At 54.0% G+C, this 15,243-nt stretch carries 15 protein-coding genes; 11 read left to right on the top strand and 4 right to left on the bottom strand.

The window, feature by feature from the left end; all coding sequences use genetic code 11:
- Window positions 1–12 precede the first annotated feature (12 nt).
- From nuoG to QZW03_RS02590, 11 genes are read left to right on the top strand one after another with little or no spacing between them, the layout of a single operon-like run.
- A complete protein-coding gene (nuoG, locus tag QZW03_RS02640; RefSeq protein WP_296508056.1) occupies window positions 13–2,136 on the top strand; it encodes an NADH-quinone oxidoreductase subunit NuoG in 2,124 nt (707 codons plus the stop codon).
- Window positions 2,133–3,215 (top strand): NADH-quinone oxidoreductase subunit NuoH, encoded by a 1,083-nt coding sequence (gene nuoH, locus QZW03_RS02635; protein ID WP_296508055.1) that lies wholly within the window; start codon window positions 2,133–2,135, stop codon window positions 3,213–3,215. Before nuoG ends, nuoH begins: the two co-directional genes overlap by 4 nt.
- Before the next feature lie 11 nt (window positions 3,216–3,226).
- Window positions 3,227–3,748, top strand: coding sequence for an NADH-quinone oxidoreductase subunit NuoI (gene nuoI, locus QZW03_RS02630; protein ID WP_296508053.1), 522 nt, complete (start codon window positions 3,227–3,229; stop codon window positions 3,746–3,748).
- A gap of 25 nt (window positions 3,749–3,773) precedes the next feature.
- Window positions 3,774–4,418: an NADH-quinone oxidoreductase subunit J gene (locus QZW03_RS02625; RefSeq protein WP_296508050.1), complete on the top strand. Its 645-nt coding sequence runs from the start codon at window positions 3,774–3,776 to the stop codon at window positions 4,416–4,418.
- The gene (nuoK, locus tag QZW03_RS02620; protein ID WP_296508048.1) at window positions 4,415–4,723 is read left to right on the top strand and encodes an NADH-quinone oxidoreductase subunit NuoK; all 309 of its coding nucleotides are present in this window, start codon (window positions 4,415–4,417) and stop codon (window positions 4,721–4,723) included. The genes QZW03_RS02625 and nuoK overlap by 4 nt, the downstream gene beginning before the upstream one ends.
- A 4-nt stretch (window positions 4,724–4,727) precedes the next feature.
- Complete coding sequence (nuoL, locus tag QZW03_RS02615) at window positions 4,728–6,755, top strand: NADH-quinone oxidoreductase subunit L (protein ID WP_296508047.1); 2,028 nt, start codon at window positions 4,728–4,730, stop codon at window positions 6,753–6,755.
- A 12-nt stretch (window positions 6,756–6,767) separates the two neighbouring features.
- Window positions 6,768–8,243: an NADH-quinone oxidoreductase subunit M gene (locus QZW03_RS02610; protein WP_296508044.1), complete on the top strand. Its 1,476-nt coding sequence runs from the start codon at window positions 6,768–6,770 to the stop codon at window positions 8,241–8,243.
- A gap of 24 nt (window positions 8,244–8,267) precedes the next feature.
- Window positions 8,268–9,758, top strand: coding sequence for an NADH-quinone oxidoreductase subunit NuoN (gene nuoN, locus QZW03_RS02605; protein ID WP_296508313.1), 1,491 nt, complete (start codon window positions 8,268–8,270; stop codon window positions 9,756–9,758).
- A gap of 30 nt (window positions 9,759–9,788) precedes the next feature.
- Complete coding sequence (locus QZW03_RS02600) at window positions 9,789–10,088, top strand: DUF2818 family protein (protein ID WP_296508042.1); 300 nt, start codon at window positions 9,789–9,791, stop codon at window positions 10,086–10,088.
- On the top strand, window positions 10,081–10,680 hold the full coding sequence (locus tag QZW03_RS02595) for an NUDIX hydrolase (RefSeq protein ID WP_296508041.1): 600 nt from the start codon (window positions 10,081–10,083) through the stop codon (window positions 10,678–10,680). The genes QZW03_RS02600 and QZW03_RS02595 overlap by 8 nt, the downstream gene beginning before the upstream one ends.
- A gap of 21 nt (window positions 10,681–10,701) precedes the next feature.
- Window positions 10,702–11,199: a DUF1178 family protein gene (locus QZW03_RS02590; RefSeq protein ID WP_296508040.1), complete on the top strand. Its 498-nt coding sequence runs from the start codon at window positions 10,702–10,704 to the stop codon at window positions 11,197–11,199.
- Window positions 11,200–11,225: 26 nt separating this feature from the next.
- On the opposite strand, the gene QZW03_RS02585 is transcribed toward QZW03_RS02590, so the two are convergent.
- The 4 genes from QZW03_RS02585 to QZW03_RS02570 form a co-directional block, all read right to left on the bottom strand.
- Window positions 11,226–12,554 (bottom strand): Glu/Leu/Phe/Val dehydrogenase, encoded by a 1,329-nt coding sequence (locus QZW03_RS02585; protein WP_296508039.1) that lies wholly within the window; start codon window positions 12,552–12,554, stop codon window positions 11,226–11,228.
- 103 nt (window positions 12,555–12,657) lie between these two features.
- Window positions 12,658–13,059 carry a hypothetical protein gene (locus QZW03_RS02580; protein WP_296508038.1) on the bottom strand — a complete coding sequence of 134 codons (402 nt, stop codon included), beginning with the start codon at window positions 13,057–13,059 and terminating at the stop codon, window positions 12,658–12,660.
- A gap of 16 nt (window positions 13,060–13,075) precedes the next feature.
- The gene (locus QZW03_RS02575) at window positions 13,076–13,273 is read right to left on the bottom strand and encodes a hypothetical protein (protein WP_296508036.1); all 198 of its coding nucleotides are present in this window, start codon (window positions 13,271–13,273) and stop codon (window positions 13,076–13,078) included.
- A 101-nt stretch (window positions 13,274–13,374) separates the two neighbouring features.
- Window positions 13,375–15,153 (bottom strand): ABC transporter transmembrane domain-containing protein, encoded by a 1,779-nt coding sequence (locus QZW03_RS02570; RefSeq protein ID WP_296508035.1) that lies wholly within the window; start codon window positions 15,151–15,153, stop codon window positions 13,375–13,377.
- Window positions 15,154–15,243 lie beyond the last annotated feature (90 nt).

Genomic DNA, 15,243 nt, shown 5'->3' with positions numbered 1-15,243 from the left:
CGAGTCCATAAGATGATTGAAATCGAACTCGACGGCAAAAAAGTTGAAATAGCAGAAGGCAGCATGGTGATGCATGCCGCTGACAAGGCCGGCACTTACATCCCTCACTTTTGTTATCACAAGAAACTAAGTATTGCGGCAAACTGCCGTATGTGCCTGGTCGATGTGGAGAAAATGCCTAAGCCGATGCCGGCGTGTGCAACACCGGTGACGAACGGCATGATCGTTCGCACAAAGAGCGACAAAGCCATCAAGGCGCAAAAATCCGTTATGGAATTTTTGCTGATCAATCACCCTTTGGACTGTCCAATCTGCGACCAGGGCGGCGAGTGCCAGTTGCAAGATCTTGCAGTTGGTTATGGTGGCTCGTCTTCACGTTATGAAGAAGAGAAACGCGTCGTCTTTCACAAAGATGTAGGCCCTCTGGTGTCCATGGAGGAAATGAGCCGTTGCATTCACTGCACACGGTGCGTACGTTTCGGACAAGAAGTTGCAGGCGTGATGGAGCTTGGCATGTCGCATCGCGGCGAACACGCTGAAATCGAAACCTTCATTGGTCAAAGCGTGGACTCTGAGCTTTCCGGCAACATGATCGACATCTGCCCCGTAGGTGCTCTGACTAGTAAGCCGTTCCGTTACAGTGCTCGCACTTGGGAGCTGTCACGTCGCAAGTCGGTCAGCCCCCATGACTCCACCGGCGCCAATTTGATTGTGCAAGTGAAAAACAATCAGGTGTTGCGCGTCGTTCCGTTGGAAAACGAAGCCGTCAACGAGTGCTGGATTGCCGACCGCGACCGTTTCTCCTATGAAGCATTGAACGGACCCGAGCGCTTGACGTCCCCCATGATTAAACAGGGTGGCGAGTGGAAGACGGTCGATTGGCAGACGGCGCTCGAATACGTCGCCAACGGATTGAAGCAAATCAAGACAAACCATGGCCCCAACTCTATAGGAGCATTGGTCAGCCCGCACAGCACCTTGGAAGAGATGGCACTTGCCAAAAAGCTCTTTGAAGGCCTTGGTTCTGGAAGTATGGACTTCCGTTTGCGCAACGCCGAGTTTTCGACAAGCGATAAGGTGCCCTATCTGGGGACCACAATCGCTTCCTTGAGCACTCTGCAAAGGGTGCTGGTTGTGGGATCGAACTTGCGTAAAGACCACCCTCTCTTTGCTCAGCGAATTCGCCAGGCAACCAAGACCGGTGCAAAGGTCCATGCGATTTCTGATTTCGAGCCGGACTGGGCTTTCCCGCTTGCCAGCCGACAGGTGATTGAGTCCTCCGTTTGGGTTCAATCCCTTGCTGATATCGCTGCTGCGATCGCCGAGATGAATGAGGTGGCTCCGCCGGCGAAAGGTAATGCCACAGAATTTGCGAAGAACGTTGCTAAATCACTCTTGACCGGTGAGAGAAAAGCAATTTTGCTGGGTAATGCGGCAGCCCACCACGCAAAAGCTGCAAGTCTGGTTTCCATTGCATCTTGGATTGCTGGGCAAACCGGTGCGACGCTCGGCTATCTGACGGAAGCCGCAAACACTGTTGGTGCCCATGCTGTCGGTGTGCTTCCCGGTGATGGAGGCTTCAACGCCGGCCAGATGTTGACAGGTGCACTCAAGGCGGCGATCTTGGTGAATGTTGAGCCCGAGTTCGATTCGGCGGTCGGAGCGGCGTCGAAGCAGGGCTTGATGAGCTCTGAAATGGTCGTGACACTAAGCCCGTTTAAATGCAACTTGGCGTTTAGCGACGTGCTGCTACCGATCGCACCATTCACTGAAACATCCGGATCTTTTGTCAATGCGGAAGGTCGGGTTCAAAGTTTTCACGCGGTTGTGAAACCACTCGGCGAAACGCGCCCCGCTTGGAAAATTTTACGGGTTTTGGGAAATCTCTTATCGATACCCGGTATGGAGTTCGAATCTAGCAACGAAATTCTCGCATCGCTCAAGGTGATTGGTATTGAAAACGGTGTAGTAGCGCAGGACAAGCTTGGGACCACTTCCAGTTCTACGATCGATCTGTCTCCTGCGGAGGTGCGGCCTGTGGTTGCTAGTATTTATCAGTTGGACGGACTCGTGCGTCGTTCTAGTGCGTTGCAGTTGACTGCAGATGCCCGCGCGGTACAGGGGGTGGCAGCATGATTGACACTATTTATGGCGCGGGGCTCGGACTTTTCACAGCGCCTATGTGGGCATCTGTTTTTTGGCCGGTGATTTGGACTCTTTTGAAAATTGTGGTTGTAGTCCTTCCCCTCATGGGGGCCGTCGCTTACCTGACACTGTGGGAGCGTAAGTTCCTTGGTTGGATGCAGGTTCGGGTGGGTCCGAACCGTGTCGGTCCTTGGGGTTTGCTTCAGCCTATCGCCGATGCATTGAAGTTGCTGACGAAGGAAATTTTGGTGCCCACGGCTGCCAACCGAGGTCTATTCTTCGTCGGTCCGATTTTGACAATCATGCCTGCGATGGCCGCATGGGCCGTGGTTCCATTCGGTCCCGACGTGGCACTGGCCAATATCAATGCGGGCTTGCTTTTCGTAATGGCCATCACCTCGATGGAGGTTTATGGTGTTGTGATCGCCGGTTGGGCTTCGAACTCGAAATATGCCTTCCTTGGGGCACTGCGTGCCTCTGCCCAGATGGTGAGTTATGAAATCGCCATGGGATTTTGCTTGGTGATTGTGTTGATGGTTTCATCCAGCATGAATCTGTCCGACATCGTTGCAGGCCAGGCTTCTGGGCAGTTCGCTGCTGCGGGTTTGAACTTCTTGTCGTGGAACTGGCTGCCACTTCTTCCGATTTTTGTCGTCTACATCATCTCCGGCCTCGCCGAGACCAATCGCCATCCATTTGATGTGGTGGAAGGTGAGGCGGAGATTGTTGCTGGTCACATGGTGGAGTATTCCGGCATGTCCTACGCGATGTTCTACCTGGCGGAATACGCGAATATGTGGCTTATCTCCATACTCGCAGCTCTCATGTTCCTCGGCGGATGGCTCTCGCCGTTCGACCATGCCTTGGTGAATTGGATTCCTGGCTGGATCTGGCTGGGTATCAAGACGTTTGCTATCGTGAGTTTGTTTATCTGGGTTCGTGCGACTTTCCCCCGCTTCCGATATGACCAGATCATGCGTTTGGGCTGGAAAGTATTTATTCCAGTAACGTTGGTTTGGTTGTTGGTGGTCGGTTTGTGGATGCAAACACCCCTGAATATTTGGAAATAAGGGGCAGCGCAATGTCTACTAACACTACTGTTCGCCAGCCTATCGCTTTTTCGCTCAAAGATTTCCTGTATAGCTTCCTCTTGGTCGAGTTGTTCAAGGGCATGGCCCTCACTGGTCGGTACCTGTTCCGGAAAAAGGTCACCGTCCAATTCCCTGAGGAGAAGACGCCTCTTTCGCCGCGTTTCCGGGGTCTGCATGCTTTACGCCGTTACGAAAACGGCGAAGAGCGATGCATCGCTTGTAAGCTCTGTGAAGCTGTTTGTCCCGCCATGGCAATCACGATTGAATCCGATGTGCGTGACGACGGCTCACGCAGGACTACGCGTTACGACATCGATCTGACCAAATGTATTTTCTGCGGTTTCTGTGAAGAGAGCTGCCCTGTTGACTCCATCGTAGAAACTCATATTTTGGAGTATCACGGCGAGAAGCGTGGAGATTTGTATTTCACCAAAGACATGTTGCTTGCAGTCGGTGACCGTTATGAAACTGAAATTGCCGCAAACAAGCAGGCGGACGCTAAGTACCGATGAATTGCAGTAAGAAAGCCCTTGAATCATGAATGTAACGACCGGACTTTTTTACGTCTTTGCCGCAGTACTTCTATTTGCAGCATTCCGTGTGATCACGGCGCGTAACCCTGTACACGCAGCCCTCTATTTGGTGCTGACCTTCTTTCAGGCAGCCATGATCTGGATGCTCCTGAAGGCTGAGTTCTTATCAATCACCCTGGTGCTTGTTTATGTGGGCGCTGTGATGGTTTTGTTCTTGTTCGTTGTGATGATGATGGACATTAATGTCGAGAATCTCCGGGTGGGCTTTTGGAAGCACTTTCCTCTAGCGGCAGTGGTGGGGGTAGTCATTGCTTTGGAAATGGCTGCGGTATTGATGGGCGGCTTTCGTGTAATGGATGACCCTGCAGCACTCGCGGCATCGGCCGCCGCCGAGCCAAGCAATGCCAAAGCATTGGGCAAATTGCTATTCACGCAGTACATAGTGCAACTTGAAGTAGCGGCCGCCATTTTGTTAGTCGCCATGATCGCGGCTATTGCACTTACGCTTCGTGCCCGAAAAGACAGCAAGTACGTATCTCCGGGTGATCAGGTTCGTGTGAAGTCCATAGACCGTATGACAGTTCTCAAGATGGATGCCACTAAAGCTGCACCTGAGACCGAACCAGTAGCTTCGGAGCAAAAAGTATGACTTTGACACTTGGACATTTCTTATCGTTAGGTGCGATGTTGTTCGCACTCTCGGTAGTCGGTATCTTTCTGAATCGCCGCAACCTGATTGTTTTATTGATGGCGATTGAATTGATGCTTTTGGCGGTGAATACCAACTTCGTTGCGTTCTCTCATTATCTGAACGACATGCACGGCCAAATCTTTGTTTTCTTTATCCTCACGGTTGCCGCCGCGGAGGCTGCAATTGGTCTCGCGATTTTGGTGCTGTTGTTCCGCAACAAGTCCAGCATCAGCGTGGATGAGCTCAATACTTTGAAGGGTTAATCTCATGAGTCAGACCCTTTCCGCGTCGACTTTGTTGGCGATACCGTTGGCTCCTTTGGCTGGCGCAATCCTCGCAGGCGTGTTTGGTACAAAGTTCGGTGGCAATTGGTTTGGCCGAAAAGCCAGCCATACACTGACCATTCTCGGTGTCTTGATTTCGTTTGTTCTGTCGGCCATGACATTGATGTCAGTCGTGAACGATGGTGCCCGTTTCAACGAAACCATTTACACATGGATGGTGGTTGGTGGTTTAAAGATGGAGGTCGGCTTCCTTGTGGACTCCCTGACCGCCATGATGATGTGCGTTGTGACCTTCGTTTCTTTGATGGTTCACTTGTACACCGTGGGCTATATGGAAGAGGATGAAGGCTACAACCGTTTCTTTGCCTATATCTCGCTCTTCACTTTCTCAATGTTGATGCTGGTCATGAGCAACAACTTGCTTCAGCTGTTCTTCGGCTGGGAAGCTGTAGGCCTTGTCTCTTACTTGCTAATCGGGTTCTGGTTTAACAAGCCAACGGCAATTTTTGCCAATATGAAGGCTTTCCTGGTTAACCGCGTCGGAGACTTTGGATTTATTTTGGGCATTGGGTTGATTGGTGCCTACACCGGTAGCTTGAACTACACAGAAATATTCGCCAAAAGTACTGATCTGTCTGCTTTGGTGTTTCCCGGCACAGATTGGATGCTTGTTACGGTTATCTGTATTTGCCTGTTCATCGGTGCGATGGGTAAATCTGCTCAGTTTCCATTGCACGTGTGGTTGCCGGATTCTATGGAAGGTCCCACCCCCATTTCCGCCCTGATTCATGCTGCCACTATGGTGACTGCAGGAATTTTTATGGTGTCGCGGATGTCGCCGTTGTTTGAATTGAGTGATACCGCGCTCAATCTGATCTTGGTGGTGGGTGCCATTACTGCTTTGTTCATGGGATTCCTTGGGATCATTCAGAACGATATCAAGCGGGTGGTCGCGTACTCCACACTTTCCCAACTTGGGTATATGACGGTTGCATTGGGCGTGTCAGCCTACTCGGTCGCGGTATTCCATTTGATGACGCACGCCTTCTTTAAAGCTCTGCTTTTCCTCGGTGCCGGTTCCGTAATCATGGGTGTTCATCACAACCAGGATATCCGTTGGATGGGTGGGCTGCGTAAGTACATGCCCATTACCTGGATCACATCGCTGTTGGGTTCTTTGGCGCTCATCGGCACACCTTTGTTTTCCGGTTTTTACTCCAAGGACAGCATTATTGAAGCTGTTCACGCCAGTAACCTCCCTGCGGCTGGCTTCGCGAATTTCGCGGTACTCGCTGGAGTTTTCGTGACTGCGTTTTACTCGTTCCGGATGTACTTTCTGGTATTCCACGGGAAAGAACGCTTCGATCAAAATCCAGACGCTCACCACGGCGACCACGGCGACCATGGCCATGGCGATGCACATCATGATTCGCACCCGCACGAGTCTCCATGGGTGGTGTGGGTACCCCTGGTACTCCTGGCAATCCCGTCTGTGTTGATTGGTTACTTCACCATTGGCCCGATGCTGCACGGCGACTTCTTCAAGGACGTGATCTACGTGAACCACGCATTGCACCCCGCCATGGAAGAAATTTCTTCTGCTTACCATGGTGCAGGCGCTATGGCTCTGCACTCACTGTCGACATTACCCCTGTGGTTGGCAGTGGCCGGCGTGGTTTCCTCTTATGTGCTTTACATGATGTTTCCAAGCATCCCTGCTGCGATTAAGCGGGTTGCTCAGCCAATTTATACGCTGCTCGAGAACAAGTACTACTTGGACTGGTTCAACGAGAACGTTCTTGCACGCGGTGCTCGTTTACTGGGTTCCGGCCTCTGGAAGGTCGGTGACCAAGCCATTATCGACGGCGCAGTGGTAAACGGCTCCTGGAAGCTCGTAGGCCTGTTTTCGGGACTTGTGCGGAAAGCACAATCCGGGTACCTCTATCACTATGCGTTGGTCATGATCCTTGGGGTCTTTGTACTGATGACGTATTTTGTTTGGCTCAAGTAGGAGAAAAATAATATGGGTTTGTTGAGCCTTTCTATCTGGGTGCCTATAGCGTTTGGTTGCCTACTTCTCGCTTTGGGGCGGGATGAGCAAGCTACCGCTGTCCGCTGGGTGGCTTTGGTCGGAGCGTTAGTCAGCTTTTTGCTGACTCTACCTCTGTACAGCCAGTTCGATAACGCGACTGCTGCTATGCAGTTTGTGGAGAATGTTCCTTGGATCGAGCGATTCAATGTGAACTACCACCTTGGCCTAGATGGCATTTCGTTTTGGTTTGTCCCCTTGACTGCTTTCATCACCGTGATCGTTGTTATCGCTGCGTGGGAAGTGATCACCGAGCGGGTAAACCAATACATGGGTGCCTTCCTCATCTTGAGTGGTCTCATGATCGGTGTGTTCTCAGCCCTTGATGGCATGCTCTTCTATGTGTTTTTTGAAGCAACCCTGATTCCGATGTACCTCATCATCGGCATATGGGGTGGCCCCAACAAGATTTATGCAGCGTTCAAGTTCTTCTTGTATACATTGCTGGGTTCCTTGCTGATGCTGGTAGCTTTGATCTACCTATATACGCAATCGGGAGGGAGCTTCGACCTTGCTAAGTGGCACGCTCTGCCCTTGGGTGAGACAGCCCAGACACTGCTCTTCTTTGCTTTTTTCGCAGCTTTTGCCGTCAAGGTACCAATGTGGCCGGTACACACTTGGTTGCCCGATGTGCACGTTGAAGCTCCTACGGGTGGGTCCGCTGTACTTGCTGCCATCATGTTGAAGCTAGGTGCTTACGGATTCTTGCGGTTTTCCATGCCTATCGCTCCCGACGCCGCCCATACATGGGGTAGTCTGATGGTGGGCTTGTCTCTAGTGGCGGTGGTCTATGTCGGGTTGGTCGCCATGGTGCAGCAAGACATGAAAAAGCTGGTGGCCTACTCGTCGGTGGCCCACATGGGATTCGTGACTTTGGGCTTCTTCATCTTTAACGACCTCGGTGTGTCCGGTGGCCTCGTTCAAATGATTGCGCATGGTTTTGTGTCGGGTGCGATGTTCCTGTCTATCGGTGTTTTGTATGACCGCGTGCATTCGCGTGAAATATCGAGCTATGGCGGCGTTGTTAACACCATGCCCAAGTTCGCTGCTTTCGGTCTGTTTTTTGCCATGGCAAATTGCGGCCTCCCGGGAACCGCAGGTTTTGTCGGTGAATGGATGGTTATCTTGGGTGCGGTGAAATTCAATTTCTGGGTGGGATTCGCTTCCGCTAGTGCCTTGATTTTTGGAGCCGCCTACACCTTGTGGATGTTCAAGCGCGTTTATCTCGGTCCGGTTGCGAACGATGATGTTAAGGGGCTGCAGGACATCAACGCACGTGAGTTTTTGATGTTGGGTTTGTTGGCTATTGCGGTCCTCGCCATGGGCTTGTACCCCAAGCCTTTCACAGATGTCATGGATGTCTCTGTCGCAGAGCTCTTGAAGCACGTAGCCATTACAAAATTGAACTGATCGAACTGAATTGAGAGAATGATGATGATTGACACAATCAGTTGGATCACGGTCTTTCCGGAAATTATCTTGATGGTGGCAGCCTGTGCCATCTTGTTGATAGACCTTGGTGTGAAAACGCCACTCCGGAATCTGACCTACGTGCTCACCATGCTGGCACTTGCGGTTGTGGCCTACGCGCAAGCCCAACTAGCTTTGGCGGGGCACACTTATTACGGCTTCGGGAACATGGTCGTGAGCGACGCCATGGGAAATTGGCTCAAATGTTTCGCTGCCATAGCCGTCATGGTTTCACTGGTCTACGCAAGGCCTTATGCCGGCCACCGTGACATGCTTCGCGGTGGTGAATTGTTTACATTGAACATGTTGGCCCTGCTGGGCATGTTCGTGATGATTTCCTCCAACAACCTGCTTCTCACCTACATGGGGCTGGAGTTGCTCACCTTGTCGAGCTATGCCTTGGTTGCACTTCGTCGTGACAATGCTTCTGCGACAGAAGCTGCCATGAAGTACTTTGTACTTGGAGCGATGGCGTCAGGATTTTTGCTCTACGGCATGTCCATGTTGTACGGAGCCACAGGTACCCTGGACATTACTCAATTGTTTAAATCGATTTCGAGTGGTCAAGTCCGGCCTGATGTCTTGGTTTTCGGTTTGGTGTTTATTGTTGCTGGCTTGGCGTTTAAGTTGGGAGTCGTGCCATTCCATATGTGGATCCCTGACGTCTACCAGGGTGCACCGACAGCGGTCACTTTGATGATCGGTGGAGCGCCCAAGCTGGCTGCCTTCGCCATCTGCATCCGCTTGTTGGTGGAAGGTTTGCGCCCCCTGGCCAGTGACTGGCAGCAAATGTTGATGGTTCTGTCTGTCGGCTCCCTGTTGATCGGGAATCTGGCAGCCATTGCCCAAACCAACCTCAAGCGCATGTTGGCGTTCTCCACCATTTCCCAAATGGGATTTGTACTTTTGGGTCTGATGTCCGGTGTTGTGCAAGGTGATGCTGTTACTTTCGCTGCGAACGCCTACAGCTCAGCCATGTTTTATGTCGTTACCTACGTTTTGACGACGCTTGCGACCTTCGGTGTGATTTTGTTGCTGTCGCGTGAAGGCTTCGAGAGTGAAGAGATCTCTGACTTCGCAGGCCTGAATCAGCGCAGCCCTTTGTACGCTGCAGTAATGGCTATCTGTGCTTTTTCCCTGGCCGGCATTCCACCGATGGTCGGGTTCTATGCAAAACTTTCCGTATTGCAGGCGTTGATCGTGCCTGGTGAGCCGGTCTACTTGGGTATGGCGATCTTCGCCGTACTGATGTCGTTGATCGGTGCGTTCTACTACTTGCGCCTGGTTAAGGTGATGTATTTCGATCAACCAATTACTGCGACCACGGTCACTGCCCCTGCTGACGTGCGTGTGGTCTTGTCGATTAACGGTGCGCTTGTGTTGCTCCTCGGACTGGCACCAGGCGGATTGATGGCGCTCTGTGCTGCCTCTGTTCGTCAAATGCTGGGAATGTGAGCCTAGGCGCTCCTGCTTTGGCAATGCTAAATGGGTAACTCTTCGGGTGTGTTTGCGCTGCTTCTCCTGGCAGTGGCAGCGGCAAACTTTCCATTCGTGACTCGCAAGCTCTTTGGGTTTATCGGGTCGCAGGAAAAAACATTGCCACTCCGCTTCATTGAGTTGGTGATCCTTTATTTTGTGGTGGGTGGGCTGGGTCTTTTTCTGGAGCGCAGTGTCGGCCAGATCGCGCCGCAAGGTTGGGAGTTTTACGCAGTCACCGGCACTTTGTTTGTGACCCTTGCTTTCCCGGGCTTTGTTTTCCGCTACCTCCTTAAGCGCCATGAGTGAGTGTGAGGCCGATGGGCACTTGCGTGAAGAGCTTCTCTCCAGTGCGCAGTGCTTTCAAGGCTCCTTTCTGAAGGTCTTGCGAGACACCGTGGCGCTGCCAGATGGGCAAGCAGCTACCCGGGAATATGTCGTTCATCCTGGCGCGGTGATGGTGATTCCCCTGCTGGAGTCAACCGATCGACCTGCAAGGGTTGTTTTAGAGCGTCAGTTCCGGTATCCAGTCCACTCTGTCATGGTGGAGTTTCCAGCCGGAAAACTTGATGCTGGTGAGTCAACTTTGGCGTGTGCTCAGCGCGAGCTGGCCGAAGAGACTGGCTATCAAGCTACAGAGTGGGCGCGTGCGGGTGTTATTCATCCTGTAATCGCTTATTCCACTGAGTTCATTGAGGTCTGGTTTGCACGCGGTTTGAAGCCCGGCCCACGGCAGTTAGATTCCGGCGAGTTTCTGGATGTCTTTGATTTGCCTGTTTCCGAGCTATTGCAATGGTGTCTGGATGGTCGGGTTACCGATGCGAAAACGATGGCGGGGGCGTTTTGGTTGCAGCACTTCACGTCAGGTGCGTGGTCGCCTGAGTGGCAGTCGGCTCGTTGATTGCGACTCCAGAGCTTTGGTATGAAAGTCTTGGATCTGTCCTGTGTCTCCGGCCATGTGTTTGAGGGTTGGTTTGCCTCAGAGGGTGCCTACCAAGAACAGCTGGAGAGGGGCCTCGTCGCTTGCCCTACTTGCTCTTCCATTCAAGTACACAAGAAATTGAGCGCTCCGCGGCTGAACCTCTCCGGGGCGTCCGCTCCCGTATCTGAGGTGACTCCAATGGCGGGTGAGTCCGGTAGCAAGAAGATGGCAGACTTGTCCAGAGAGAAGCCCTTGCCTGAGAGCGTTCACGCTGAATTGCAGAAGGTCATTTCTAAGGTCGTTGAGCATGTGCTCGCTCACACAGACGACGTTGGTGATCGCTTTGCCGAGGAAGCCCGTAGGATTCACTACGGAGAAACCCAGGAGCGAGCAATCCGCGGGCAGGCCACTATGGACGAGGCCAAAGAGCTGGTAGAGGAGGGGATCGAACTGGTGGCGATTCCCCTGCCTGCCCGGCGCAAGACAACGCTTCAATAAGTCCGCGCGTCCAGTTTCAGGGCCTGTTAAGGGTAAAGTCCGCGCAACTCACGGGCATGCAGAATGCGCTTGCAGGCAACAATAAAAGTAGCGGTGCGCAAGCTGACGCGGTGCTCACTCGCTACCTCCCAGACCGTTGCGAATGCGTCTTTCATGATGCGCACTAAGCGGGCATTGATTTCATCTTCACTCCAGAAGAAGCTGGAGAAATCCTGAACCCATTCAAAGTAGCTCACGGTCACGCCGCCCGCATTGGCAATCACATCCGGTACGACCAGGATATTGCGGTCCCGCAAAATATCATCGGCGGCTGGTGTCGTGGGGCCGTTGGCACCTTCAATGATTAACTTCGCCTGAATGCGGTGGGCGTTTGCTGCGGTGATCTGCTGTTCCAGTGCCGCCGGAATCAGGATGTCGCAAGGGACGTCCCAAAAAGCATTTGCGTCAATCGTCTCCACTCCGGCAAATCCCGCAACACTTCCCTGTCGTGCCACATGGGCGAGTAGGGCATTGGCGTCTATGCCGGCTTCCTGGTAGATCGTACCGCCGTGGTCCTGTACCGCCACAACCCGAGCGCCTGCTTGCGCAAACAATTTGGCAGCAATCCCGCCTACATTACCAAAGCCCTGTACTGCCACCCGAGCCTTGCTGATATCGAGGCCCAGGTGCTGAGCGGCTTCTACGCCTACGGTATAGACGCCACGGCCTGTTGCCTCACGCCGCCCCAGAGAGCCACCTAGATCAATCGGCTTGCCTGTCACCACGCCCGTCGCTGTGGCGCCCTCGTTCATGGAATAGGTGTCCATCATCCAGGCCATGATCTGCTCGTTCGTATTGACGTCAGGTGCCGGAATGTCTTTGGACGGTCCGATGATGATGCCGATCTCGCTGGTGTACCGACGGGTCAGTCGCTCAAGTTCGCCCATGGACAAAGTCTTGGGGTCTACGCGGATACCGCCTTTGGCGCCGCCATATGGCACGTTGACAGCGGCATTTTTCACCGACATCCAGGCCGAAAGAGCCATCACCTCGGAAAGGGTCACATCTTGGTGAAAGCGAACTCCCCCTTTGCCCGGGCCGCGTGATGTGTTGTGCTGGACGCGATAGCCCTCGAAGTGAGCCACAGTGCCGTTGTCCAGTTGGATGGGCACATCCACGATCAGCGCCCGCTTGGGGCGCTTGAGGGTTTCCGCCCAACGTGCCAAGTGGCCCAGATACGGGGTTACCCGGTCTACTTGCTGAAGATAAATGCCCCAAGGGCCAAGGTGGTCTGCTTGGAGATACGAAGGCAGCGCATGGGTAGGGGCTGCGGATTGGGCGGTGGGCGTCTGTTGAACGCCGGGCTGTTGCGACATGATTGCTCCTTGTAGTCGTCGTCAAGGTCCGCAATGTAGGCTGACCCCGCCCGCCTGTCCAAGGCCACTTAATATGCTAACTATGCAAAAAATTTATAGTTTCTCAGGCGGTGAGATCCACGATGCGCCCTGTCGATTGGCCCATGGTGTTGATGAATGGTCGGGCATTCAGGTTGTCGCGCAAGGCGTTGCCACTGGCGGCAAACTTCGCTGAGGTGGCGCTGTACATCCGCACCAGAAAGTCTTGGGTGGCAGGTGCTACCAAGGCCTTTGCTGCTCGGAGTTGGCCGATGTAGGTAGTATCTTCTTGAGTTTTACGGGACGTAAGCGCCTGTACTGCAGTTTGGCGGGTCTGCAGTTCCTGCTCAGCCTGCTCGGTCTGTTGCTGAAGAGTCTCGACTTTGCTCTCTGCGTTTTCAGCTTCCCGTTTGGCTTGTTCAAGGCGTGCGCGATTCAGCGTCGATTGAATCGACGGCGTTGCACTGTTGGTTGCACCGATAGCCACAGCCCGTTCCTGAGAGTCAGGCGCTCACATTGAGTCGGGTGCCGATGACCTGTCCTTGCCCGTTTACCACAGGCTTCTTCTCGGCTTCTTGTGCTTTGGGAGGCTTCAGCTCGGTCGCCGCTGCTTGGCGGACGGCTTCGCGCTGAATCGCTTCAGCGCGTTTAGTGGCTTGTACCTGCTCCGGCTGACGGACCTTGGTGCGACTGATTTCCATACAAGCCTCCGGAAGTGAAGGCTTGATTTTAGGTGTTTAGGTGCCTTTATTCAATCAACTGGCGCGCCGGAACACGGCTAGGGTTTTGGGGCAAATTGGTCTCAGGCATTGAATTGCAGGGCAGCCAGTCCTGCGTAGACACCGCCTTTGGCAACCAATTCCGCATGGGTGCCTTGCTCCACGAGGGTGCCGTGGTCAAGCACTACGATCAAATCCGCTTTCTGCACAGTTGCCAGCCGGTGCGCGATGACCAGCGTAGTGCGGTCACGCATTGCCGACTCCAGCGCTGCCTGCACCATGCGTTCGCTTTCAGCGTCCAAGGCGCTGGTGGCCTCGTCCAGCAAAAGCAGCGGCGGATTCTTCAGCATGGCGCGTGCAATGGCGATGCGTTGGCGCTGCCCCCCGGAGAGGCGCACTCCGCGTTCCCCGAGAAAAGTGTCGTAGCCCTCGGGCAATGCCTCAATAAACTCATGGGCAAAGGCAGCCCGTGCCGCGGCATGGACCTCTGCATCTGTAGCCTCTGGCTTTCCGTAGCGAATGTTTTCCAGGGCGCTGCTGGAGAAAATTACGGCATCCTGCGGAACAATGCCCACCCGCTGCCGCAGCCCGGCCAAAGCTTGTTGCCGTGTCTCCACGCCGTCCAGAACAATGCTGCCGCTCTGTGGATCGTAGTACCGCAGCAGCAACTGGAACACCGTGCTTTTGCCTGCGCCGCTCGGCCCGACGATCGCCACTGTTTGCCCCGGCAACACCTTCAGGCTGAAGTTGTTGAGCGCAAGCTGTTGGGGGCGTGAAGGATAGTGAAAATTCACTGCTTCAAAATGAATAGCACTCCCCGCAAGTGGCATAGCGGCTAGCACGGGATTTGATGGTGAAGTGATGGGCGACTGGGTGCCGAGCAGCTCCATCAAACGCTCTGTGGCGCCGGCAGCGCGCAGTAAATCGCCGTACACCTCACCCAAGACCGCAAAGGCGCTGGCCAGAATAATCACGTACACCACCGTCTGCCCCAAATGCCCGGCGGTAATCCGCCCTTCAGCAACGGCTTGGGTCCCTTGGTACAGGCCCCACAGCAGGGCGGCACTGGTAGCAATGATGATGAAGGCCACCAACGCAGAGCGCATCAGGCTGCGCTTGGTGGCGACGGCAAAGGCGTTGTCGGTGGAGTCGACAAACCTTTGAGTCTCCCGGCCTTCACCGTTGTAGCTTTGAACGACCGGAATGGCATTGAGCACCTCCGCCGCAATGGCGCTCGAATCCGCCACCCGGTCCTGTGAGGCGCGTGAGAGTTTGCGCACGCGGCGGCCGAACCACAAGCTCGGCAGAACAATCAGCACCAACACCACGAGCACCTGCAACATGACGACCGGGTTGGTCCAGACCAGAACCGCCAGTGCGCCCACACCCATGACCGCATTGCGCAGCCCCATCGACAACGAAGACCCGACGACGGTTTGCACCAGCGTCGTATCCGCCGACAGGCGAGACAGCACTTCGCCGGTCTGGGTGGTCTCAAAAAACTCCGGGCTCTGCTGAAGCACATGGCTGTACACCGCGTTGCGCAAGTCTGCGGTGACACGCTCGCCCAGCCAACTCACCATGTAAAAACGCGCTGCCGAAAACATTCCCAGCGCCACCGCCACGGCAAACAAGGCTGCAAAGTGATCCCGCAAAGCCATGACCTGCGCGCCCTTGTCGCTTTGCACCAGGCCCCCGTCAATCAGGCTGCGCAATGCCACTGGAAAAGCCAAGGTAGCCCCGGCAGCTAACACCAGAAACAGCAGCGCCATCGCGATCCGGCCCCGATAAGGCCTCAGAAAAGGCAAAAGCCCGCTCAGCGACTTGGGGTTGGTGGACTTGGGGCGATCGGATGTACTCATGAGAACTCAGGTGAGGGTAAGGGCCAAGGCTGCAAGGAGCGTGCGCGAAATAAACTCACCCGCCTGTGCTGGTTGCAAGTATTGCGCAAG

The sequence above is a fragment of the Rhodoferax sp. genome, assembly GCF_013297935.1.
Classification (GTDB): Bacteria; Pseudomonadota; Gammaproteobacteria; order Burkholderiales; family Burkholderiaceae_C; genus Allorhodoferax.
This window is presented reverse-complemented; position numbering and strand designations above follow the sequence as displayed.